The organism is Ralstonia sp. 110700041-2 (assembly GCF_056280165.1).
On the sequence record NZ_JBSFAI010000003.1, the window covers coordinates 54,284 to 77,973 of the forward strand.

Sequence of the window (23,690 nt, forward strand, 5' to 3'; positions counted from 1 at the left end):
CCATCAAGGGCAGGAACGTCAACGGCCGAACCGTTGGTATGCGTGCCCGAGTGGCACTTGCTTGTTGCTGTGTTGCTCGCTTTGCTTCGCGTTGTGCTGCTGGTGCCTACTGCACTTGTGGTCGATGGTTTGGCCCTTGGAGCCCTAGATGGCGCCTGGAATTTCTGTTGCAGAGAGGAAAGAGGAAGGGAAACTGTCTGAGCGAAGCGAGTTTTTCCCCTCTCCGCGACATAAGTTCAAGGAGTCTTTCGCCATCTCGGGCGCGCCTTTCTTTGCTTACTTTCTTTGGCAAGACAAAGAAAGTAAGTCAGCCCCGGCAGGGGATGAAAGGAAGGCAAGCCACCAACGCCAAAACAAAACTCAAACCTTCAAAACCACAACCCCCAACGGCGGCAGCCTTAACACCAACGACTGCCCCTGCCCATGCGCCGCCACGTGGTCCACATCCACCGCCCCACCGTTCCCGAAATCGCTGCCGCCATACACGGCAGCATCCGTGTTCAGCACCTCCCGCCACTGCGTGGCCCCGTCCGCCGGCGGCACGCCAATGCGATACCCCTCCCGCGGCACCGGCGTCATATTCGCCACCACGAGCATCGGCCGCCCTTCGCCGTCGAGCCGCAGGAACGCAAACACGCTGTTGGTGCGGTCGTCGCCAATCACCCAGTTGAACCCTTCGGGCGCGGTGTCTCGCGCATGCAATGACGGTTCGTTCCGGTACAGCGCATTGAGGTCATGCACCAGCCGCTGCACGCCACGGTGCCGCGGGTCATCCAGCAGATGCCACTCGGGTGATGCGTCGTGATTCCATTCGCCCACTTGCCCAAACTCGCAGCCCATGAACAGCAGCTTCTTGCCCGGATGCGTCCACATGAACGCGAGGTAGGCACGCAGGTTCGCCAGCCGTTGCCACTCATCGCCGGGCATCTTGCCCAGCAGCGAACCTTTGCCGTGAACCACCTCGTCGTGCGAGATCGGCAGGATGAAGTGTTCGGAGAACGCGTACACCAGCCCGAACGTCATGCCGTCGTGATGGTGCTGCCGGTACACGGGGTCGCGCTGCATGTAGTGCAGCGTGTCGTGCATCCAACCCATGTTCCACTTGTAGTCGAAGCCCAGGCCGTTGAATTCCACGGGCGCGGTCACGCCCGGCCAGGCGGTCGACTCTTCGGCGATGGTGATGGCGCCGGGGCAGCGTTCGTGCACGACCGTGTTCATCTGCTGGATGAACGCCACGGCCTCGAGGTTTTCGCGGCCGCCGTAGCGGTTGGGGACCCATTCGCCGGCGCGGCGCGAGTAGTCGCGATACAGCATCGACGCCACGGCATCCACGCGCAGGCCGTCAATGTGGAACCGCTCCAGCCATTCCAGCCCGCTCGCGATGAGGAATCCGCGCACTTCGTTGCGACCGAAGTTGTAGATGAGCGTGTTCCAGTCCTGATGGAAGCCTTCGCGCGGGTCCTGGTGTTCATACAGCGCGGTGCCGTCAAACTGCGCCAGCCCGTGCGCGTCGGTCGGAAAGTGCGCGGGCACCCAGTCGACGATGACGCCCAGGCCAGCCTGATGGCAGCGGTCGACAAAGCGCGCAAACGCCTCGGGCGCCCCAAAGCGCGCAGACGGTGCGAACAGCCCCAGCGGCTGATAGCCCCAACTGCCGCCAAACGGGTGTTCCGCCACTGGCAGCAGTTCAATGTGCGTGAAGCCGAGCGCCGTGACGTAGGGGATCAGCCGGTCGGCCAGCTCATCCCATTGCAGGTTGCGGCCGCCGTCTTCCAGATCGCGCAGCCAGGAGCCGGCATGCACTTCATAGATGCTGATGGGCGCGTCGGGCTTCTGGCGTTCGGCGCGCGTTTGCATCCACGCGTCGTCGTTCCAGCGCAGCGGCGCCGGGTCGGCCACCACCGATGCGGTGGCGGGCGGCGGTTCAGTCTGGCGGGCAGCGGGGTCGGCCTTGACCATCAGCCGGCCGTCGGCGCCGATCAGTTCGAACTTGTAGCGTGCGCCGGGGCCGACGCCCAGGCCGCTGGGCAGGAACAGTTCCCATACGCCAGCCTGATGGCGCAGGCGCATGGGGTGGCGACGGCCGTCCCACTGGTTGAACTCGCCCACCACCGACACGCGCTGCGCGTTCGGCGCCCACACCGCAAAGCGCACGCCGCTGATGCCGTCGATGCGCATCGCCTGCGCGCCCAGGCAGCTTGCCAGCGCCCAATGCGTGCCTTCGTTTAGCAAATGCAGGTCCAGATCCCCAAGCAGCAGGCCGAAGGCGTATGGGTCTTCGGTTTCCTGCACGGCTTCATGGCTGGTGCCCGCAGGCCAGATGATGCGCAGGCGATAAAGGTCCGGGTGGCCGTACACGTCTTGCGCATCGGCGCGCAGCGGGCCATGGAACAGTCCCGTGCGGCCCACCGGCGTCATCTCGGTGATGATCTGGCCGCGTGCGTCGATGGCCTGCACGCGGCGCGCTCCGGGATAGAAGGCACGCACCACCCAGCGCGCGCCGTCGTCGGTGTCCACGCGATGCGGCCCAAGCACGGCAAACGGATCGCCCAGGCGGCCATGCGTGAGCGCGTCGACGCGCATCTGGTCGACACCGGGCGGTAGCACGATCGGCGCCTCAGGGGCGGCGGCGGTTTTGGTTGGAGAGGCAAAGTCGAGTGCGGTCACGGTGGGCCTCCCGTCGGGTCTTCTGCAGCGGGTGATGGTGGCTCTGCATGCAGCAGGCGGCGTGCCACGCGTGTGAAGCCTTCCAGCGGAATCGGCAGCCAGGTCGGGCGGTTGGACGCTTCGTAGTTGACTTCGTATGCGGCCTTTTCCAGCAGGAAAAGATCGAGCAGGTGAAAGTCGACCACGGGCTGATCCAGCGCGTTCAGATCGGGCCCGCGAATGGCAGCGGCATACGCCTCCAGGAAGCGTTCGGTGGACGCAGCGCGGAACCGTTCCAGCAGGACGTTGCGGCGCTCCTGCGCTGGGCCGGCCACGTGTTCAGGGCCCTGACGCATGGCGCCCACCACGTAGTCGAGCGAGCGCATCAGCCCCGCCACGTCGCGCAGCGGGCTGGTCTTGCGCCGGCGTTCTTCCACGGGGCGGGAGGGCTCGCCTTCAAAGTCGATCAGGAAGGCATCGCCCTGCGCCACCAGCACCTGGCCGAGGTGAAAATCGCCATGGATGCGCGAGAGCGTTGCGCCCAGGCCGTTTTCGGCATGCGCGCGGGCGGCGTCGAGCAGCGCCTGGTGTTGCGACAGCAGCCATTGCACGTCGGGTTGCCGTGCGCTGTCGGGATTTTGCCGTTGCCATGCCGTCAGGTTGTCATGCGCGCGGGTCAGCTGCTCGCTCACGCGGGCGATCCAGTAGGCGGCATCGTCGGCATCTGCAATGCGCGCGCCGAAGTTCGGGTCTTCGGTGGGCGCCGCCAAAGCCGCATGCAATTCGCCCAGCCGCGTGCCGATCACGCCGATGAAGTTGACGTAGCCGGCCAGTGCCTCGTCGGTATCCACGCGCGCTTCCGAGACCGCCACCGGAGACGATTCACCATCGCCCGTGGTCACGCCCTCCATCTGCACGGCCAGTTCGTCGATGGTGCGTCGCAGGTAGTCCAGTGCCCACGTCCAGGCATCGCCCTGGTTGGGAACGAAGCTCTGCATGACGGCCAGCGTCGAGCGTTCGCCGTCGGCAGCGTGGTGAGAGACTTCGCCGATGAGCGCCGCCGTGTTGGCATAGCCCACGCGCGTGAGGTGTCGCGTCATCTCCACCTCGGGGTGGATGCCCGTTGCGATACGGCGGATCAGCTTGACGATAACGGACTCGCCAATCACCAGCGAGCTGTTCGATTGCTCGGCCGCCAGCCACTGGATGGGCGTGTCGGGTGCCAGCGGCAGCGGCGCAGGCCGTGTGCTGCCGGCTTCAGGCGCCCCGGCAGGTTCGGCCAGCTCTGCGATGTTCGGTTCAGGCTCGAAATGCACGGTGCCGTCATTGGCTTCCAGCGTGGTGCCGCGCACGAGGTTGGTGAGCAGCGCCCGGGCGAAGGTCTCGGTGGTGAAGGCGTCAGTCAGGTAGCCGACATGGCGGCCGCGCCGCACGCGCGCCAGGGCGAGCTGAATGGGCAGAGCCGGCAGCGTGGCCGATTCCCATGCGATGGAAAGCGGCAGCAGGTAGCGCTCGACGCGCTCGGTGCCGTCGGGGCTGCCCAGCGTGACGGCCACTTCGTTGAGGAACACCTCGGGCCGCGTCGCCCCGGCCAGCGGGCGGTTGGTGGATGCGGCATCCACCGGCACGGGGGCGCCCCAGGCAAACTTTGCGCTACGCAGCACACTGTCCTTGGCGGCAAACCAGCGGCGCTTGGGCAGATAGGTTGGCAGGATTTCGCGTTCGATCAGCTGGCGGTGTGCCTCGCGCTGTCGCGTATCGGCCAGGGCATCCAGCCCCGCGCGCAGCACCAGCGTCGTGAACTCGGGCAATTGCTCGGCAGCCGGTTGCGACCAGGTCGGGCCAGGCTCGTTCTCGCGCAGCTCCAGCCAATAGAAGGCGTAGGGCGGCAGCGTGAGCAGATACGACAACTGGCCGATGGGCGGAAACGCCGTCCCGCCAATCAGCTCCACCGGCACCCGCTGCGCAAAGGTGGACAAATCCAGCTCCACAGCCTGCGAGGCGCGGGAGAGGTTCGCCACGCACAGGATCGGCGCTTCGCCTTCGAGCGCGCGGATATACGCCAGCACCTTGCGGTTGGACGGCTGCAGAAACTGGATGGAACCCCGGCCGAACACGCGATGCCGCTTGCGCGTGGCCAGCAGCCGGCGCGTCCAGTTCAACAGCGAATGCGCGTCGCGGCTCTGCGCTTCCACGTTCACCGATTCATAGCCGTACAGCGAGCCCATGATGGCTGGCAGCACGAGCTGTTCGGGGTCGGCGCGCGAGAAGCCGCCGTTGCGGTCGGGTGACCACTGCATTGGCGTGCGCACGCCGTCGCGGTCACCCAGGTGGATGTTGTCGCCCATGCCGATTTCGTCGCCGTAATACATGACGGGCGTGCCGGGCATGGAGAAGAGCAGGCTGTTCATCAGCTCGACGCGGCGGCGGTCGCGTTCCAGCAGCGGTGCCAGCCGGCGGCGGATGCCCAGGTTCAGGCGCGCGCGGCGATCGCTTGCGTAGACCTCCCAGAGGTAGTCGCGCTCGGCGTCGGTCACCATTTCGAGCGTCAACTCGTCGTGATTGCGCAGGAAGATGGCCCATTGGCAGCCGGCGGGCACCTCCGGCGTCTGGCGCATGATGTCGGTGATCGGAAAACGGTCTTCACGCGCGATCGCCATATACATGCGCGGCATCAGCGGGAAGTGGAACGCCATGTGGCATTCGTCGCCGGCACCGAAGTACTCCTGCGTGTCTTCCGGCCACTGGTTGGCCTCGGCCAGCAGCAGGCGGTTCTTGAATTCCCCATCCATGGCCGCGCGAATCTTGCGCAGCACTTCGTGTGTCTCGGGCAGGTTCTCGTTCGACGTGCCTTCGCGTTCCACGAGATACGGCACGGCATCGAGCCGCAGACCATCCACGCCCAGATTGAGCCAGAACTTCATCACGCCGATCACTGCCTTGAGCACGCGCGGGTTGTCGAAGTTGAGATCGGGCTGGTGCGAGTAGAAGCGGTGCCAGTAATAGGCGTTGGCCACCGGGTCCCACGTCCAGTTTGAAGGCTCGGTATCGATGAAGATGATGCGCGTGCCGGCGTACCTCTTGTCGTTGTCGGACCACACGTAGAAGTCGCGCAGCGCAGAGCCCGGCTTGGCGCGCCGCGCACGCTGGAACCACGGGTGCTGATCGGACGTGTGGTTGATGACCAGTTCCGTGATCACGCGCAGGCCCCGCGCATGCGCTTCGGCAATGAAGCGGCGCACGTCGGCCATGTTGCCGTAATCGGGGTGGACGCCGCGGTATTCAGCGATGTCGTAGCCGTCGTCGCGGCGCGGTGACGGATAGAACGGGAGCAGCCAGATGACGTCCACCCCCAGCTCGGCAATGTAGTCGAGCTTGGAGATCAACCCGGGGAAGTCCCCGACGCCGTCGTTGTCGGAATCGCAGAACGATTTGACATGCAGCTGATAGATGACGGCGTCCTTGTACCAGAGCGCGTCGTCCACCAGCAGCGCGGTCGGATTGCGCGTCATGACGGTTGTTCCTCCGATGGCAGGGCCGGGCGCACGCGCCAGATGGCAAACGGATGCTCGGGTTCAAGACGGATGTGCTGCCACTTGCCGCGCCACACGGTGCGCTGGCCGTTGACCAGGTTCTCGGCCATCAGCGCGCCGTGGTCGGGCAGGCCCCATTGCCACAGTGGCAGTTCGATGTCGGATTCGTGCGCGTGGTGCGGGTCGAGGTTGATGGCCACGAACACCGTGTTGTCTCCAAAGCGATCCGGCGACAGGGCGTTGGCCGGTTCGGCCTGCGAGGTTTCCAGCTGCGCCGGCAGCACGGGCGGCGTCGATTTGCTGAAGAACAGGATCCGGTCGCCCGAGGCGGGCTGGAACGTCACGCCCAGGTGCGAGTGCAGCGCCGGATTGGCCCGGCGGATGCGGTTGAGCAGCGCAATCTCTTTGACGATGTTGCCGGGGCGGTTGTGGTCCCACGCGCGCAGTTGATACTTCTCGGAGTCGAGGTACTCCTCCTTGCCGGGCACCGCAGCGCCTTCGCACAGCTCGAAGCCGTTATAGACGCCCCACAGGCCGGACAGCGTGGCCGCCAGCGCTGCACGAATCAGGAAACCCGGCCGCCCCGATGTCTGCAGGAACACCGGGTTGATGTCGGGCGTGTTGACGAAGAAGTGCGGGCGGAAATACTCACGCACCGGCGTGCGCGTCAACTCGGTCAGGTAATCGATGAATTCCTGCTTGGTGTGCCGCCACGTGAAGTACGTGTACGACTGCGAGAAGCCCACCTTCGCCAGCCGGTACATCACCTTGGGGCGCGTAAAGGCTTCCGACAGGAACACCGTATCCGGATAGCGCGCACGCACCTCGCCGATCATCCATTCCCAGAACGGCAGCGGCTTGGTGTGTGGATTGTCGACGCGGAACAGGCGCACGCCCTCGTCGGCCCAGAACATCACCACATCGCGCAGTGCGGTCCACAGGCCGGGCTTGGCGTCGTCGGCATAGAAGTCGACGTTGACGATGTCTTCGTACTTCTTGGGCGGGTTCTCTGCGTATTTGATGCTGCCGTCTGGGCGCCATGCAAACCACCCGGGGTGCTCGCGCAGCCAGGGGTGGTCGGGCGAGCATTGAATGGCAAAGTCCAGTGCCAGCTCCAGGCCCTTCTCACGCGCGGCGCGCATCAGGCGGCGGAAGTCTTCCAGCGTACCGAGCTGCGGGTGGATGGCGTCGTGCCCGCCTTCGGTGGCACCAATGGCGTATGGGCTGCCGGGGTCGTCGGGCTCCGCGCGCAGGCTGTTGTTGCGGCCTTTGCGATTCGTGCGGCCGATGGGGTGGATGGGCGGGAAATACAGCACGTCGAAGCCCATGCCGCGAATGGCGCCCAAGCGGCGGATCACATCGTCGAACGTGCCATGCCGCTGTTCATCGTCCGATGCCGAGCGGGGGAACAGTTCGTACCAGCTGGCGAATGCCGCGCCAGCGCGTTCCACGTCGAGCGGGTACGCCACGCTTTCGACATAGAACGGCCGGTAGTGCGAGGCCTGCGCCATCACGTGCTCGGTCACCGGGTCGAGCAATAGCTTGAGCCGGTGCGCCTGGTCTGCCTCCGCCAACAGGCGGGCCAGCTTGTGCAGCGCGTCGACCGGTGCGTCGTTGGGCGCATGCTCGGCCGCCAGTGCGACGAGCCGCGCGCCTTCTTCCAGCTCCAGCGTCACCTCCACGCCGGCGGTGTGCTTCTTCTCCAGTTCGGACCGGTAGGTGCCGAACGCGTCGCGCCAAGCGGCCACGGCGTACACGTGCCGCCCCAGCCGCTCGGGCCGGAACGCGCCACGCCAGCGGTCGTTGCCCAGCGGCATCATCGGTACGTGCTGCCACGTGTCTTCATCTTGCGCGCGCCACAGCAGGTGCACGGCCAACTTGTCGTGCCCGTCCATCAGCACATCGGCCTCGACGATGATGTCATCGCCCACCAGGCGCTTCACGGCAAAGCGTCCGTCTTCAACGGAGGGCTGCACCTGTTCGATGCCGATGCGCGGCGAGGCAATGGCAGCGTTGACAGGTTCCTTCGCTTCGCCGGCCTTGGTGCGCAGGCTCTTGGCCGGTTTGACCGCTGCGGGAGTGCGCACCGGAGCATTGCGGAACACGCGCCAGACCTGCACGTCGCCGGGCAGCAAATCGATCTCGGCCAAGGGCCGTGCCCGGGCGCGCAGCGTGTCGTCGCAACTGCCGACGGGCTCCGTCAACAGATCGAGCGCTACGCCGCGCGTAAAGCCGCCGGCCACGCCGGGCAGAAAGTGGTCGGCATGCACCGACACACCCATGTACAGGTCGGGGTTGATGACCGTCAGCGTGGCGGCATCGCCTGCGCGCAGGTCCGGGCCATCGGCGCGCAAGAGGGCGGTGGCGGGTGCGTCTGGGCCGGTCAGCATGCGCAGTTCGGCATGTGGTGCGACGGTGTTCGTCTCGCGTGCGGCGCGGATGGTCGCATTCACATCGCGCACCGCGTCGCTCAGGTCAAACGCGGCGTGCGCGTCAATCCATTGCTGGTCGGATGGGTCACCGCGCTCGGCCAGCATCGGCAGCAGTGCGCCGCGTTCGAAGCCCAGCGGCATCAGCCAGCCGGCATCGAGCGTGTCGGCCACGTGCAGGAGACGGCGGTAGGCGCGTTCGCGGATCATCGCGTCGCCAAATGCCTGGCCGTAGCGCGTGCCGAACGGTGCTTCCACTGCGGCGATGGGCGGGGCCACGGCAGCCAGGCGGGCGTGCTCTTCCACCATCCAACCGGCGCGGAAATCCCACCAGCGCAGCGACGAGAACGTTGCGTCAAAGCCGGCACCTGCCAGCGCATCGACCGCTGCGCCATCCATGCCGGGCGTCCACGCCAGGAAGCGTATGACGCCAACGTCTTTGCGCACGTCGGCAATCAATGTGCGCCAGCGTGCCGCTGGCAGGCGTGCAGGCGCTTCGCAGCGGAACCCGCCGATGCCCAATGCGGCCCACGCACGCAACTGCTGCGTCCACCACATCAGGATGGCGTCGGCGCTGCGCGGGTCGTCGTGTCGGAAGCAGGCGACCTCGAGGTGCGACGGCGGCAGGCGTGGGTCGAGCGCGTCGCCGTCTTCGGCCTGGCTGGCGAACCAGTCGGGGTGGTCGGCACGCAGGGGCGCGTCAATGGCCACGCGGTCGATCACCAGATCGAGCTGCAACGTAAGCCCGCGCGCGCGGCAGCCTTCGGCCAGGGTGGCGAGGGCGGCGTCGGCCGGCCCACCGCCCAATGCGGCATGCAGTTGCGCATGGTCTCGCGTGACGAAGACGTTGCCGGCCGCACCCACGGCAAACGGCGGCGCCATCAACACATGGTCAAAACCCAGTGCGGCGATGCGATCAAGCACGCCGTCCCACCGGTCGAGCCTGCCCAGTTGCAGTGGATGGACGTAGCAGATGGCGGGCGCATACGGAGCTTCCACGGCAGCCGGCGGCCCCTCGGCGGGCGGCGCGGCCGGCTTCGTGACCGATTTGGCTTTGCTGCCGGGCGGCTTGGCCGCCTTCAGTGCGGCTGTGGTTTTGCGAGGCGTAACGGGTTTGGCCGACTTGGTCTCGGGCATGCGTGAAAGCGGGGCAGGGCGTCAGGCGCGGTCAGGCACGGATCTTTTCGGCACTGGCGGCGCGCGCCACCGCGTGCGCTCGGATCTCGTCGGACAGCGCCGTCGAGCGTCGCCGCGCCGGCGTACGCACAGGTTGTTCGGGGCGGGGCGTGTGCACAGCGTCCGGTGCGACGGGCGCTTGCACCAGCGCCACAGCGGGCATGGGCGTAGCGGCCGGCACCAGGGTGCGATACAGCGCGATGTATTCGCGGGCAGGCTGCGACCAGCCGAAGTCGGTCGTCATGCCGTTGTATTGCAGGATGCGCCACGCCTGCGGCTGGGCAAAGACGTGCAACGCACGCTCCACTGCGGCGACCATGGCGTCGGCGGTGTCGCCGTCAAACAGGAAACCCGTGGCGCCGTGCAGCGCCGCTTCGGGCGAGCCACGATCGGTGATGGTGTCCATCAGCCCGCCCACGCGTGACGCGACGGGCACCGTGCCATAGCGCATCGAATAGAGCGGCGTCAGGCCGCACGGCTCGAAGCGGCTGCCATGCAGCAGGATATCGGCGCCGGCGTGCAGCAGGTGGGCAAAAGCCTCGGTGTAGCCGATTTTTGCGGCCACCTGGCGCGGATAGCGCGCCGCCAGGTCCGCCATGCCGGTCTCGTAGGCGTGCTCTCCGCAGCCGAGCACCGCCACCTGCAATTGCGGGTTGGATTCCAGCAATTGCGGCAGCGCCTGCAACGTCACGTCGGCCATCTTCTGATGCGTCAGGCGGCTGCCGACGGCCAGCAGCGGCGCTTTGGCGTCTTCCGGCAGGCCAAAGCGCTGCTGCAGCACGCGCTTGGCGGTGTGCTTGCCGCTCAGGTTGGAAGCAACAAACGGCTGCGGCAGCAGCGGGTCTTTCGACGGGTTCCACACATCGTTGTCGATGCCGTTGAGGATGGCGATGAGGTCTCGCTGGCGCGCGCGCAGGAGGTCCTGCATGCCGCAACCCGCCGTGTCGGTCAGGATTTCGCGCGCATACGCGTGGCTCACGGTGGTGATGCGATCGGCCCAAAGCAGGCCGGCCTTCAGGAAGCTGAACTGGCCCCAGAACTCGGCTTCATGCGCGGCATCGGGCGGCACGCCAATGTCCGGCACCACGTGCATCGGGAAATTGCCCTGGAACGCGAGGTTATGGATCGTGAAGACGGTCTTCACCGGCGCCTGCGCGCGCTTGACGAACAGCGGCACCAGCCCCGCGTGCCAGTCATGCGCCTGCACGGTGTCAGAGCGATGCACCCCGGGTACGCCGCCGGCAACGCGCGCAGCGGCCTGGCTGAACGACGCAAAGCGCAGCGCATTGTCTTCATAGGGCTCGCCATGTGCATCCAGATATGGGTTGCCCGGCCGCGCGAACAGTGCCGGCGCGTCGAACAGCAGTACCGGGATGCCTTGCGCGCCCATGTGCCCGCTCAACAGGCGTGCGGGGCCACCGGGCAGGTCGGTCCACTCGCACACCGTGCGGGTGTGCTGCAACTGCGTGATGGCGTCGGGATAGCCCGGCAGCATCACCGTCACTTTCATGCCGGCGCGGCGCAGTGCGTTCGCGCAGGCCCCGACCATATCTCCAAGCCCGCCGGTCTTGGCCAGCGGCACAGCTTCAGAAGCGACGAAGAGAACGTTCAGCGACAAGGTCATGCTCCCGAGGGAATTCGCCTGCCGGGCCGTCTGCCAACTGCAGGGACAGTGGAGGGCGCCGATGCGCGGCGGAGGTTTGCGATCGACCTCATCGCGCAAGACCTATGCCAGTCAGACAGACGCTGACAAGGCTGTAGTCTTAGCCCGCGCCGCCTTGGCTTTACGTGATATGCGCGCCGCGAGAGCACGTGCGGGGTGTGCAACCTGCGGGTGCGCTATGTAATTTCGTCTATGCGCGCAGGCGCACCTTTGGGATATACGGCGCTTCGAGCGGTGGGCGCTCGGTTGCCTCTTCAATAGAAAAAAACAATCGATAAAATCATATCAATCAACTTGTGCAATGCATCGATCGACGATACGATCCACTCCGTTGTCAACCAAGCAACCCAACCGAAAACCACTATGTCGCTGATCAATACTCAAGTCCAACCGTTCAAGGCCCAAGCGTTCCACAACGGCAAGTTCATCGAAGTCACGGATGAGTCGCTCAAGGGCAAGTGGTCCGTGCTGATCTTCATGCCGGCCGCATTCACCTTCAACTGCCCGACCGAAGTGGAAGACGCAGCGGACAACTACGCTGAATTCCAGAAGGCTGGCGCCGAGGTCTACATCGTCACGACCGACACGCACTTCTCGCACAAGGTGTGGCACGAAACGTCGCCGGCCGTGGGCAAGGCACAGTTCCCGCTGGTGGGTGACCCGACGCACGCGCTGACCAACGCCTTCGGCGTGCACATTCCGGAAGAAGGCCTGGCACTGCGTGGCACGTTCGTGATCGACCCGCAAGGCGTGATCAAGACGATGGAAGTGCACGACAACGCCATCGCCCGTGATGTGAAGGAAACCCTGCGCAAGCTCAAGGCTGCCCAGTTCGTCGCCAACAACCCGGGCAACGTGTGCCCGGCCAAGTGGAACGAAGGCGCCAAGACGATCAAGCCGTCGCTGGACCTGGTCGGCAAGATCTAAGTTGTAAGGCTGTTTGCTGCAGAAATGCAGCGAGAAAAAACGGCCGGCTCTGCCGGCCGTTTGCTTAAGGGCGCAGGCATGTGCCGTGCCCTGTCATTGAATCAAAACGAATAAAGGAAGTCGTCATGCTGGATGCTGATGTCAAGGCCCAACTGAAGGCCTACCTCGAACGCCTCGTGCAGCCCATTGAGCTGGTCGCCAACGTCGATGACAGCGAGGGCTCCCGCGACATGATGGACCTGCTGCGCGACGTGGCCGAGCAGTCCAGCATGATCGTGCTGACCGAACAACGCGACGCTGCCGAGCGCGCACCGTCGTTCCTGATCCGCCGCACCGGCGCGGATGTGAGCGTGCGTTTTGCCGCCATCCCGACCGGCCACGAGTTCACCTCGCTCGTGCTGGCGCTGCTGCAAGTGGGCGGCTATGCGCCCAAGCTCGAAGCCGACGTCATCGAGCAGATTCGCAATATCGAAGGGGATTTCCGCTTCGAGACCTACATGTCGCTCACGTGCCAGAACTGCCCGGACGTGGTCCAGGCGCTGAACGTGATGTCCGTGATCAACCCGCGCATCCAGCACGTCGCCATTGACGGCGCGCTGTATCAGGGCGAAATCGAAGCACGCCAGATCATGGCCGTGCCGACCGTGTTCCTGAACGGCGAGACGTTCGGCACGGGCCGCATGGGCGTGGAAGAGATCCTCGCCAAGATCGACACCGGCGCCGCCGCGCGTGACGCTGAAAAGCTCGCCGCCAAGGAAGCGTTTGATGTGCTGATCGTTGGCGGTGGCCCGGCGGGTGCCGCGGCTGCGGTGTACGCGGCACGCAAGGGCGTGCGCACCGGCGTGGTGGCCGAGCGTTTTGGCGGTCAGGTGCTCGACACGCTGGGCATCGAGAACTTCATCTCCGTGCAGGAGACCGAAGGGCCGAAGTTTGCCGCCGCGCTGGAGCAGCACGTGCGCCAGTACGACGTTGACATCATGAACACGCAGCGCGCAGTCAAGCTCACGCCGGCAGACAAGCCGGGCGGCTTTGCCGAGGTGACGCTGGCCAACGGCGCGGTGCTCAAGGGCCGCTCGGTCATCCTGTCGACCGGTGCACGCTGGCGCAACGTCAATGTGCCGGGCGAGCAGGAATACAAGAACAAGGGCGTGGCGTACTGCCCGCACTGCGACGGCCCGCTGTTCAAGGGCAAGCGCGTGGCCGTCATCGGCGGCGGCAACTCGGGCGTGGAAGCCGCCATCGACCTGGCCGGCCTGGTGAGCCACGTCACGCTGCTGGAATTCGCCAGCGAGCTGAAGGCCGATGCCGTGCTGGTGCGCAAGCTGCAAAGCCTGCCGAACGCGACCATCGTCACCAACGCGCAGACCACCGAGATCACCGGTGACGGCCAGAAGGTCAATGGCCTGCGCTACAAGAGCCGCGTGGATGGCGTCGAGCACACGGTCGCGCTCGAAGGCGTGTTCGTGCAGATCGGCCTGGTGCCCAACACCGAATGGCTGGACGGCGCGCTTGAGCGCAATCGCTTTGGCGAGATCGTCGTCGACGCACGTGGCCAGACCAGCGCGGAAGGTGTGTTCGCTGCAGGCGATGCGACCACGACGCCGTACAAGCAGATCATCATCGCCACCGGCGATGGCGCGAAGGCCGCATTGTCGGCGTTCGATCATCTGATCCGCGTGCCGCTGGCCGAAGCGGCCTGAAGCTGAACTCAGCCGTACCTGTGCCGAGCCGGACTCCGCGATCTGCGGGTCCGGCTTTTTCTTTGGTGCCTCGGCGTTCAGCCGGCGGCAGATTGCAGCGCCTGCGCACGCGCGGCGCACATCTCGACAAGGCGATCCCGCAGCGCACGCCCCGCGCTGTCGAGGTCGGGCCGCGCAAACAGCGCCAGCTCCAGCCCGCCGATCTCCGGAAAACCATCCGCAGCCCCGAGCACGCGATGCCCGGCCTGCACGGTGCTGGCCGGCAGCAGGCTCACGCCCAGCCCCGCGCTGACGGCAGCACACAGGCTCGCCAGGCTCGGGCTTGAATATGTGATGCGCCACGGCTGGCCGATCGATTCCAGCGCATGCAGCATCTCCTGCCGATACAGGGCGCCCACCGGAAACACCACCAGCGGCAATGAAGGTTGCGATGGCCCGAGCGGCAGCGTGTGCGGCCGCTCGGCGCTGTCGATCCAGCAAACTGGCTCAGCCCAGCGCGCATGGCAGTCACTGTCGGTCCCCCATTGCTTGACGAGCAGCATGTCGAGGTCGCCATTGCGATACAGACGCAGGAGGTGGTGGGATAGGCCGCTTTCCACCTCGAGGCGCAGCCGCGGGCGCTCGCGCGCAAAGCTGGCGATGAGCGGCATCAGCGCGCCGCTGCCAAGGTCTTCCGGCACGCCCAGGCGCAGCACGCCGCCGGTGTGTTCGGGGCTGAGCGCCTCGCTGGCTTCGTTGGCCAGGCGCAGCAGGCGGCGCGCGTAGCCGAGCAGGCGGTCGCCTTCTTCCGTCGGCAGTACCTGGCGCTGGCTGCGGTCGAGCAGGCGGCAGTCCAACTGCTGCTCAAGCCGCAGGATCTGCTGGCTGACGGTCGATTGCGTCAGGTGCAAATGCTCGGCCGCGCGCGTGAAGTTGCCCGTATCGACCACCGTGACAAAGCTGCGCAGCAAGACAAGATCGATCATTTAGAAACCCACTGAACATCAGTCCACTATCTAATTTGAACATGTTTAGGGGCGCAACCATCATCGCCCCGCAATTTCGTCAGCGGTGCACTCGATGGCCTATGAACGGCACGTGCGTAAGGCGGGGCGCTTGCGCGCCATCAGGTCAACGCCGGCGGGTTGCTGCTCGAGCCCGGCTAACGTTTCCCCCGATCCAACCACGCTTGGAGTGAGGCCTTCCTCAGTTCGCAAAGAAAATACTTGTAATGCGAATGATTCGCATTTATAGTGTGTCCATCGACAGCGCTGCAGCACATGGACTCACCCCCAGGGCACGTCTTCCAAGCACACCGCGTCGAACCGAATTTCGCTGCGTGCGCTCGCTGCTCTTTGCGAGCCAGCGCCCGGCAACCGATCTTTTGTGGGGACCGCTCTGATACACAGAGCGTTTGGCAGTAGCAAGCCGCCCGACAGTCGGGAAAGCACTCAGACCCCGCTTTCCCGACTGCGACTTTTCCGGGCTGCCAGCCATGCCGTTTTTTTTTCAAGAACTCAGCGGCCCGGCATGCATGCATGCGTGCAACGTCGCCGTTTCGGGTTCTCGCCCGCTGTCGTGCCCCGCCTGCTGTACCCAAATCTTGCCCCAACGAACGCCATGCCAAACTCGACCGACCTGCGCCGGGCGGGGCTCAAAGCCACGTCGCCGCGCGTCAAGATTCTGGAAATCCTTACCGCCGGTACGGAGCACGGCCGCCACCTGAGCGCCGAAGATGTGTACCGCCAGTTGCTCACATCGGAAATCGACGTTGGCATCTCAACGGTCTATCGCGTGCTCAATCAGCTGGTGGACGCCGGCGTGCTGCTGCGCCATGCGTTCGAGGCTGGCCATGCCGTGTATGAGCTGAACGAGGGGGCACACCACGATCACCTGATCTGCGTGTCGTGCGGCCGCGTGGAAGAGTTTCACGACGACGCCATCGAGTCGCGGCAGGAACGTGTGGCCAATGAGCGCGGCTTTGTGCTGCGCGATCACGCGCTGGCGCTCTACGGCGTGTGCCCCGCGTGTCAGGCCGGTGCGGGCGTGTCCAGCATGGTCGGGTTGAACGCGTGATGTGATCCGGTAACTTGCTGAAACAGTATCGGCGCATTCATGGCGAAACTCAGTGCGCGCTCGGGGTTCCAACTCCCTGTTAATCAGGAGATGCCGATGCAACGCCGTCTGAAGTCCGAAGATGAACTCAAGACCTTGCTGGCCCGCTGCGTCCAGCAACACCCGGAATGCGCACAGTGCGAATTGCGCGCGATGTGCATTCACCGCCCCGATCACACCGGCTGCAATTGGAGCGCCGAGTTTGATTTCCCCGTGGACGACGATGCCGCCGCCATTCGCGGCCTCTCCGTCGCCAAGCGCCTGCTGACGCGGGCCCGCACGCAGTACAACGTGGTGCCCGCGCAGTAACCGCGCCGCTTATCCCTTCGCCTGACGAGAGATCCGCTCCAGCAGCGCGCGTGCGCTTTCGCCGTGCCCCTGCTGTGCCAGCAGGCGCGCATTCAGCACCAGATTTTCGAGGACCAGCTTGGCGATGCTCGCCGTGAGCGAGACGATCACCTCGTCCTGGCTGAAGTGGGCTTTTTCCATCTGCGTCAGCTGGCGTGACACCAGCTTGCAGACCAGGTCGCGCAACATCTGCTCGTCAAAGGGCAGGTTGGCGAAATCCACCGGGTCTTCCTTCTCGACTTCCGCAATCAACTGGACCAGCAACTCTTCGGTCATGACGCGTCCCCCGTTCAGGTTTGGACCAGTCTACGCCTGCGTTGCGCGAAAACAAAACGGGCCCGCGCGATGCGAGCCCGTGAGTGTTGTGGCGTTGCGTCGGCTGTTATTTGCGCCGTACGAAGTGGATCGGCTGTACAACCGGCGCGGCGGATACCGAGTCGCCCGAAGCGCAGCCGCTGCAACCGGTGCCGCATGCGCTACCCGAAAGGGGATCGGAGTGACACGAGGGCGACTCGCCCGGCGTGAGCAAGCGCTGCCCGAAGGCGCGCATCCAACCCGGCCGTGACGGCCGATTACACCAGCCTGCCACGCGCGCCGCCGTGCGGGCGCGCATCGCCGGCGCATAGCGGCCGGTCAGCGACAACGCGCTCAGCGCCACGACGGTGGCGACAACGCCGGTTTCGACAACGTGGTACACGCTCATGTCAGCACCCGTGCGATCTGGTAGGTAGCGAAAGCGGCCAGGTAGGCCAGCGCGAACAGGTAGCCGGCGGTGCCCGCCATGACCTTCCACGAGTTGGTCTCGCGGCGGATGGTGGCCAGCGTCGAGATGCACTGCGGCGCGTAGACGTACCAAGCCAGGAAGGCCAATGCCGTGGCCAGCGACCATTGCTGCGAGATGATCGGCGCCAGCTGCGCAGCCGCATCTTCATGCGTTGCCGACAGCGAGTACACCGTCGCCAGCGCGCCCACGGCCACCTCACGTGCCGCCATGCCCGGGATCAGCGCAATACACATCTGCCACGTGAAGCCGATCGGCGCGAACACGACTTCAAGCGCACGGCCGATCATCCCGGCAAAGCTGTAATCGATGGCCGGCAGCGTGGCGTTGGCCGGCGGCGCCGGGAACGTCGAGAGGAACCACAGCAGCACCATCATCTTGAGGATGACCGTGCCGATGCGGCGCAGGAAAATGCGTGCACGCTCGACGAGGCCGACGATCAGGTTGCGCACGCTGGGCAGGCGGTACGACGGCAGTTCGAGAATGAGCGGGTGCTCGTTGCGATCGCGCTTCAGGTACTTGAGCACGTAGGCCACGACCAGCGCCGATACGATGCCCGCCATGTACAGCCCGAACAGCACCAACCCCTGCAGATTGAACAGGCCCCACACCTTCCGCACCGGGATGAACGCGCCGATCAGCAGCGCATACACGGGCAGCCGCGCCGAGCACGTCATCAGCGGTGCCACGAGAATCGTCACCAGCCGGTCGCGCGGGTCCTGAATCGTGCGCGTGGCCATCACGCCGGGGATCGCGCACGCAAAACTCGACAGCAGCGGAATGAACGAGCGCCCCGACAACCCCGCGCCCGCCATCAACCGGTCGAGCAGGAAGGCCGCGCGCGGCAGATAGCCCGATTCTTCCAGCGACAGGATGAAGAGGAACAGGATCAGGATTTGCGGCAGGAACACCAGCACGCTGCCCGTGCCCGCGATGATGCCGTTCACCAGCAGGCTTTTGAGCATGCCGTCGGGCATGACATTGCCGACCCACACGCCCACGGCTTCCACGGCACCCTGAATGCCGTCCATGAGCGGCTGCGCCCACGAGAACACCGCCTGGAACATGAAGAACATCAGCACGGCCAGCAGCATCAGGCCCAGCACCGGATGCAGGACGATACGGTCGAGCCGGTCGTCCAGCTCGGCGGTGCTGCGCGGCATGGTCACAGCGGTATCCAGCAGGCGCTTCACTTCAACGTGCGGATCCGCATCAGCCGGCAGCCCGACCGGGACGGCCGGCAGTTGTTCGTGATCGATATGGGCGACAAGGTCAGCCGCGCCATTGCGTTTGATGGCCACTGTCTGCACCACCGGCACGCCCAGGGCGGTTTCCAGCTTGGCGCGGTCGATGCGGATGCCGCGCCGCTCGGCCGCATCCACCATGTTCAGCGCCAGCACCATCGGCAAGCCCAGGCGTTGCAGCTCCAGAACGAAGCGCAGGTGCAGGCGCAGGTTGGTGGCGTCGACCACGCAGATCAGCATGTCCGGGCGCGACTCGCCACGGAACGTGCCAAGGCAGATATCGCGTGTGATGGCTTCGTCGGGGCTGGTGGCGATCAGGCTGTAGGCGCCGGGCAGATCAAGGATCTGCACATGCCGGCCCGACGGCGCAGTAAAGCGCCCTTCCTTGCGCTCGACCGTCACCCCCGCATAGTTGGCGACCTTCTGGCGGCTGCCCGTCAGCAGGTTGAACAGCGCGGTCTTGCCGCAGTTGGGGTTGCCGACCAGGGCAACGCGCAATGCGGGTGTGGAAGCGGAGGAGGAAGAAGCGTGCATCTGCATGAAGCCGGGTAAGCGGAGCCGGAAAGCGGCGGCAATAGAAGGCGGCCTATGCCGCCTCGCGCACCTTGACGGGCGGGGCCGTTTCGGGCGAAGCGATGGCGGCGGCGGGTTGCGTGGCCGATTCGGCGCGCACGCACACGCGGGCAGCCTCCTGGCGCCGCAGTGCAAAGCGGGTAAAGCCCACTTGCACGACCAGCGGATCACCGCCGAACGGGCCGACGGCTACCACGCGCACCTCTTCGCCCGTCACGAACCCGAGTTCGCGCAGGCGTTGGCTGATGGGATCGGCGGGTTCACGGTCTTCAACGTGATCCACCACCGCCGTCGCCCGGCGGGAAAGCTCGGAAAGCCGCATCGTGTGTGGTCGTTTACGTAACGTGGTAAAGCAAGGTGGCTAAATGCGAATCGTTTTCATTATAACGCAACATCCCGTGAGACGGGCTGCGGCACCCGGTCGCCAGGATGGATATTTCGGAGGACGGGTTGTTACGGAGCCCGGCGTTGTGCAGAAAGCACACGCGAAAGGCGCGGAGGCCAAAAAGCCGCTGCCCGTGCAGGGTTTTTCCTAAATTACCCTATCCTGGGTATTGGCCTGAATGGGGACCATTGCCTATGCTTCAACTGCGCTGAACTTCCCCGTTCAAAGCGTATTCTTGAGGCCACCGGGTACCGCTACCCGGTGGCTTTTTCTATGGGCGCCTGCCGCGTCAAGGCGACTTTCGCCGAACGGTGTCGACGCGGTGAGCAGGGCTTGCATCGCCGTCGATCAGGGCATTGGCAGTGGTGGTTCGGACACCCCATCGCCCACATTGCTACCACCCCTCGTGCCGCCTGCCGCGCCGATTTGCGGCCGGGTCGGCTACAGGCTATCCACAAGTTGCGTGCGATAGGAATTGCAAGCAAAATGCTTGCGCACTGCGTCAGCCGTCATCCGGCACGATGCCGCAACTGCATCGTGCGTCGAGGGGATGGTCCTTGAGCCGCGCATCGTGCAACCGCAGAGTGCATCCGCTCTCCACATAAGGCTCTACCGGTCATTCAAGTGCCGAAGCACGCTTTCTTTCCCACCACGCTGCGCGGCCGCTTGCTTGCCCTGGCCGCGGTGGCCGCCTTGCCGGCCATTGTTGTCGCGATTGCTGGTGTGGCGCTTTATCGTGACCGGCTCAATGATCACCTTGCCCAGCACCTGACCCACGAAACCGAGACTGCCGCTGCGCGCGTCGGCATGGTGCTGTCCAACGCCAATACGCTGCTCTCGGTGCTCATCGCGGACGATTCGGCGCTGCGCATGGAGCGGCAAGAGTGCAGCAGTTTCGTCAACCGCGTCTTTCATAACCAGAGCGAACTCGCGAACCTCGGCATCATCGACGCGCATCGCAAGCTGGTATGTACGCCCGATACGGCGAAGCTTGCCATCGATCTGTCGGACCGACCGTACATCAACGAGATCATGGCGACGGGCCGACCGTCCCTGTCGACATTTGTGATCGGACGCGTCTCCGGCCAGGCAGTGTTGATTTCGGCGCGGCCGATGGCAGGCAACGACGGCACCATCCGGGGCGTGGCGTACGCGGCCGTGCGGCAGAGCGCGTTGATTGCGGCGGCCGTCGACGGCATGTCGGAGGCGCCGGTCTACCTCGTAGATGCGGCGGGCAACGTGTTGTCGACCCACGGTGCTCTGGAGGCCGCCCAGGTGCCGGCCATTGTGCGCGGGCCGCTGGTGGCCGCTGCGGCCCAGCAGCCAGGCGAACCGGTGTTCGTGGACGACACCGACGGCGTTCGCCGCGCCTACGCCGCCATGGTGGTGCCGCACGCGGCCGGCGGGCATTTGCGCATCGTGCGCGGCGTGGACGCTACCGACATCGTTCGCCAGCAGCGCAACGTGACGCTGGCCGGCGGCGGCGCCATCCTGCTGATGGTGGTGATGCTGCTGGCGCTCATACAGATGGCGCTGCGGCGGATGGTCATGCCGCGCATTGATGCGCTGGTGGATGCGGCCCGCCACTACGCAACGGGCGATTTTTCCGCCCGCGTGCCCGAGCACGGCTCCTCGCGCGATGAACTCTCGCTGCTTGAGCGCACCTTCAACGAAATGCGTGCCGCCATCCAGCGCCACGACGCCACCGTCCACCGCCTGACCGAACGCTTCCAGCGCGTGGCGCGCGCCACCAACGACTGGATCTTCGATTGGGATATCGCCACCGGCGAGTCCTGGGCCAACGCCAGCCTGCATCGGCTGCTTGGCAGCGACGCGTTGCTGGGCCAGGGCGACGACGACGGTACAGGTGGAGGTACCTCGCGCACGCTGACATTCCAACAGTTCGTGCACCCGGACGACGTCGACGCCTTCGCGCACGAGCTGCGCACTGTATTGAATTCGGACCGCGACAGCTGGCAGCACGTCTGCCGGGTGATCGATGCCAACCGTGCCACGCGCACGGTGGAGATTCGCGCAAGCCTTTATCGTGATCAGGACGGCCGCGCCGTGCGCATGGTCGGCGGGGTGACCGACATTTCGCAGCGCTCGGCAATCGAGCAGGAACTGCGCAGCAGCGAAGCGAACCTGCGTGTGGCGGAACAGATTGCGCTCCTGGGCAGTTGGCGCTGGGACGTGCTGCGCGACTCGACCACGTGGTCGTCGGGCATGTACGTGTTGACTGGCATGCCGCCGGGTGCGCCGCCGGCCTTTGCGCAGCAGGCGCAGTTCTTTACCGCTGACAGTTATAACCGTCTGCGCGAAGCCGCCAGCCGTGCCGTGACCGAAGGTGAGGCGTACTCGCTGGAGCTGGAGATGATCCGCCGCGACGGCGAGCACCGCTGGGTGCTTTCGCGCGGCAACATCGAGCGCAACGATCGCGATGAGGTCGTCGCCTTGTTCGGCACCATGCAGGACATCACAGATCGGCGCGAATCGGACGAGCAACTGCGGTTGCTGCGCCGCGTGGTCGAATCGGTGCCGTCCGGCATTACTGTGGCCGACGCACAGCAGCCCGACTTTCCGATCGTGTACGTGAACCCCGGCTTCGAGCGCATGACGGGCTATCGCGCGGAGGAAATTCTGGGCCGCAACGCGCGCTTCCTGCATTCGTCCGAGCCTGGGCAGCCGGCGCTGAACGAAGTGCGAACCGCGCTGCGCGACGAGAGTGAGATCCGCGTGCTGCTGCGCAATTTCCGCAAGGACGGCCACGCCTTCCTGAATAACTTCCTGCTCTCGCCCGTGCGTGATGCCAAGGGTGCGGTCACGCATTACGTCGGCATTCAGGACGACGTGACCGAGCAGGAGATGACGCGCACGCGCCTGGCGCAGCACGCCACCATCGATTCGCTCACGGGCCTGCCCAACCGCACGCTGCTGGCTGACCGCGTGCAGCAGTCGGTGGAGATGGCCGCACGCCAGCGTAGCCGCTTCTATGTGGCGCTCGTCAACATTGACCGTTTCAAGGTTGTCAACGACAGCCTTGGCCACCTGCTGGGCGACGAGGTGCTGCGTCGTGTGGCCGAGCGCCTGCGCGATGCGGCCGATACAGTGGACACCGTGGCGCGTTTTGGCGGCGACGTGTTTGCACTGGTGATCTCGCACGCGGGTTCGCGCGGTGTCGATTTCGGCTTTGACCTGTTTGCCGAACCGGTGCGCGTGGAAGGGCACGAGGTGTTCGTGACGGCGAGTATTGGCGTGGCCGAATACCCGGCGCACGGCGCAGACGCCGATAGCCTCATCCGCCACGCCGAGATGGCGATGTACTACGCCAAGCAGAACGGCCGCAATCGGCTGGAATTTTTCGCGCCGGAGATGGACATCGGCGTGTCGTACCGGCTGAACCTGGAGCACCAGATTCGTGCTGCGCTGGAGCAGGGGCAGTTCCGCTTGCTGTACCAGCCGCAGATCGACACCAAGACCGGCCGCGTGTGCGGGCTGGAAGCGCTGATCCGCTGGATTCATCCGACACGCGGGTTGCTGCCGCCGGCCGCGTTCATTCCGGTGGCCGAAGAGAGCGGGCTGATTGTCGAGATCGGCAACTGGGTCTTGACCGAGGCCGCGCGGCAGCGCGCCGAGTGGCACAAACGCGGCCTGGCCGATGACCTGACACTGGCTGTGAACGTGTCGCCGCTGCAGTTCAAGCGCGGCACCGTGCTGCCGACGCTGCTCAAGCTGCAGCGCCAATATGGCCTGGGCTCCGGCTTCCTTGAACTGGAAGTGACCGAGTCGATGCTGATGGAAGGCACCGAGCGCACCATCGAAGACCTCACGGCCATTCGACAGCTTGGCGTGCGCATTGCCATCGACGACTTCGGCACGGGGTATTCGAGCCTGGCGTATCTGAAGCGCTTGCCGATCGACCTCATCAAGATCGACCGCGCGTTCGTCAAGGACATCGATCGAGATTCCAACGATGCCGCGATCTGCACCACCGTCGTGGTGCTGGCCCACAACCTTGGCGTGAAGGTGTGCGCCGAAGGTGTGGAAGACGCTGCGCAGTCGGCCTTTCTGGCCTCGCACCAATGCGACGTGCTGCAGGGCTATTACTTCAGCGAGCCGCTGTTGCCCGAGGCGGTGACGGCATTGCTGGAGCGCAACACGCGCTTCACGCTGTAAGGCGCCGCACCTGCT

General features: G+C 65.4%; 14 protein-coding genes. 5 read left to right on the plus strand and 9 right to left on the minus strand.

What is annotated here, in order from left to right; all coding sequences use genetic code 11:
• Nucleotides 1-360: 360 nt before the first annotated feature.
• Genes glgB through glgA form a run of 4 tightly spaced genes read right to left on the minus strand, consistent with a single transcriptional unit; the run spans nucleotide 361 to nucleotide 11,408 of the window.
• On the minus strand, nucleotides 361-2,667 hold the full coding sequence (glgB, locus tag ACUXH0_RS05215) for a 1,4-alpha-glucan branching protein GlgB (RefSeq protein ID WP_182594910.1): 2,307 nt from the start codon (nucleotides 2,665-2,667) through the stop codon (nucleotides 361-363).
• The gene (gene treS, locus ACUXH0_RS05220; protein ID WP_182594911.1) at nucleotides 2,664-6,158 is read right to left on the minus strand and encodes a maltose alpha-D-glucosyltransferase; all 3,495 of its coding nucleotides are present in this window, start codon (nucleotides 6,156-6,158) and stop codon (nucleotides 2,664-2,666) included. Before treS ends, glgB begins: the two co-directional genes overlap by 4 nt.
• Nucleotides 6,155-9,745, minus strand: coding sequence for a maltotransferase domain-containing protein (locus tag ACUXH0_RS05225; protein WP_182594912.1), 3,591 nt, complete (start codon nucleotides 9,743-9,745; stop codon nucleotides 6,155-6,157). The genes treS and ACUXH0_RS05225 overlap by 4 nt, the downstream gene beginning before the upstream one ends.
• Nucleotides 9,746-9,776: 31 nt before the next feature.
• On the minus strand, nucleotides 9,777-11,408 hold the full coding sequence (gene glgA, locus ACUXH0_RS05230; protein WP_012430075.1) for a glycogen synthase GlgA: 1,632 nt from the start codon (nucleotides 11,406-11,408) through the stop codon (nucleotides 9,777-9,779).
• A gap of 402 nt (nucleotides 11,409-11,810) precedes the next feature.
• Between glgA and ahpC the strand changes: the two genes are divergently transcribed.
• Both ahpC and ahpF read left to right on the plus strand, forming a co-directional pair.
• Nucleotides 11,811-12,374, plus strand: a complete 564-nt coding sequence (ahpC, locus tag ACUXH0_RS05235) for an alkyl hydroperoxide reductase subunit C (protein WP_004627987.1) — start codon at nucleotides 11,811-11,813, stop codon at nucleotides 12,372-12,374.
• Nucleotides 12,375-12,499: 125 nt separating this feature from the next.
• Nucleotides 12,500-14,074: an alkyl hydroperoxide reductase subunit F gene (ahpF, locus tag ACUXH0_RS05240; protein ID WP_012430076.1), complete on the plus strand. Its 1,575-nt coding sequence runs from the start codon at nucleotides 12,500-12,502 to the stop codon at nucleotides 14,072-14,074.
• A 77-nt stretch (nucleotides 14,075-14,151) separates the two neighbouring features.
• On the opposite strand, the gene ACUXH0_RS05245 is transcribed toward ahpF, so the two are convergent.
• A complete protein-coding gene (locus ACUXH0_RS05245; RefSeq protein ID WP_012430077.1) occupies nucleotides 14,152-15,039 on the minus strand; it encodes a LysR family transcriptional regulator in 888 nt (295 codons plus the stop codon).
• Nucleotides 15,040-15,673: 634 nt separating this feature from the next.
• On the opposite strand from ACUXH0_RS05245, the gene fur reads away from it, so the two are divergent.
• Together fur and ACUXH0_RS05255 are read left to right on the plus strand one after the other, a co-directional pair.
• On the plus strand, nucleotides 15,674-16,129 hold the full coding sequence (gene fur, locus ACUXH0_RS05250) for a ferric iron uptake transcriptional regulator (RefSeq protein WP_012430078.1): 456 nt from the start codon (nucleotides 15,674-15,676) through the stop codon (nucleotides 16,127-16,129).
• A 96-nt stretch (nucleotides 16,130-16,225) separates the two neighbouring features.
• Nucleotides 16,226-16,477 carry a hypothetical protein gene (locus tag ACUXH0_RS05255; protein ID WP_004627975.1) on the plus strand — a complete coding sequence of 84 codons (252 nt, stop codon included), beginning with the start codon at nucleotides 16,226-16,228 and terminating at the stop codon, nucleotides 16,475-16,477.
• A 9-nt stretch (nucleotides 16,478-16,486) separates the two neighbouring features.
• Here ACUXH0_RS05255 and ACUXH0_RS05260 read toward each other — a convergent pair whose 3' ends face one another.
• From ACUXH0_RS05260 to ACUXH0_RS05275, 4 genes are all read right to left on the minus strand, one after another.
• Nucleotides 16,487-16,792 carry a hypothetical protein gene (locus tag ACUXH0_RS05260; protein WP_012430079.1) on the minus strand — a complete coding sequence of 102 codons (306 nt, stop codon included), beginning with the start codon at nucleotides 16,790-16,792 and terminating at the stop codon, nucleotides 16,487-16,489.
• Between the two features lie 106 nt (nucleotides 16,793-16,898).
• Entirely contained in the window at nucleotides 16,899-17,219 is a 321-nt protein-coding gene (locus ACUXH0_RS05265) for a DUF6587 family protein (RefSeq protein ID WP_004627973.1), read from the minus strand.
• Entirely contained in the window at nucleotides 17,216-19,081 is a 1,866-nt protein-coding gene (feoB, locus tag ACUXH0_RS05270; protein ID WP_012430080.1) for a ferrous iron transport protein B, read from the minus strand. The genes ACUXH0_RS05265 and feoB overlap by 4 nt, the downstream gene beginning before the upstream one ends.
• A gap of 46 nt (nucleotides 19,082-19,127) precedes the next feature.
• Nucleotides 19,128-19,436, minus strand: a complete 309-nt coding sequence (locus ACUXH0_RS05275; protein WP_004627969.1) for a FeoA family protein — start codon at nucleotides 19,434-19,436, stop codon at nucleotides 19,128-19,130.
• A gap of 687 nt (nucleotides 19,437-20,123) precedes the next feature.
• Between ACUXH0_RS05275 and ACUXH0_RS05280 the strand changes: the two genes are divergently transcribed.
• Nucleotides 20,124-23,675 (plus strand): EAL domain-containing protein, encoded by a 3,552-nt coding sequence (locus ACUXH0_RS05280; RefSeq protein ID WP_024542524.1) that lies wholly within the window; start codon nucleotides 20,124-20,126, stop codon nucleotides 23,673-23,675.
• The last annotated feature ends 15 nt before the right edge of the window (nucleotides 23,676-23,690 follow it).

What these genes read in the sequence shown, in the direction of transcription:
- feoB (WP_012430080.1), bottom strand. Translation starts at nt 19,081, where the DNA reads ATGCAGATGCACGCTTCTTCCTCCTCCGCTTCCACACCCGCATTGCGC.
- fur (WP_012430078.1), top strand. Translation starts at nt 15,674, where the DNA reads ATGCCAAACTCGACCGACCTGCGCCGGGCGGGGCTCAAAGCCACGTCG.
- ACUXH0_RS05225 (WP_182594912.1), bottom strand. Translation starts at nt 9,745, where the DNA reads ATGCCCGAGACCAAGTCGGCCAAACCCGTTACGCCTCGCAAAACCACA.
- glgA (WP_012430075.1), bottom strand. Translation starts at nt 11,408, where the DNA reads ATGACCTTGTCGCTGAACGTTCTCTTCGTCGCTTCTGAAGCTGTGCCG.
- treS (WP_182594911.1), bottom strand. Translation starts at nt 6,158, where the DNA reads ATGACGCGCAATCCGACCGCGCTGCTGGTGGACGACGCGCTCTGGTAC.
- ACUXH0_RS05265 (WP_004627973.1), bottom strand. Translation starts at nt 17,219, where the DNA reads ATGAGCGTGTACCACGTTGTCGAAACCGGCGTTGTCGCCACCGTCGTG.
- ACUXH0_RS05245 (WP_012430077.1), bottom strand. Translation starts at nt 15,039, where the DNA reads ATGATCGATCTTGTCTTGCTGCGCAGCTTTGTCACGGTGGTCGATACG.
- ahpF (WP_012430076.1), top strand. Translation starts at nt 12,500, where the DNA reads ATGCTGGATGCTGATGTCAAGGCCCAACTGAAGGCCTACCTCGAACGC.
- ACUXH0_RS05275 (WP_004627969.1), bottom strand. Translation starts at nt 19,436, where the DNA reads ATGCGGCTTTCCGAGCTTTCCCGCCGGGCGACGGCGGTGGTGGATCAC.
- ACUXH0_RS05255 (WP_004627975.1), top strand. Translation starts at nt 16,226, where the DNA reads ATGCAACGCCGTCTGAAGTCCGAAGATGAACTCAAGACCTTGCTGGCC.
- ACUXH0_RS05260 (WP_012430079.1), bottom strand. Translation starts at nt 16,792, where the DNA reads ATGACCGAAGAGTTGCTGGTCCAGTTGATTGCGGAAGTCGAGAAGGAA.
- ahpC (WP_004627987.1), top strand. Translation starts at nt 11,811, where the DNA reads ATGTCGCTGATCAATACTCAAGTCCAACCGTTCAAGGCCCAAGCGTTC.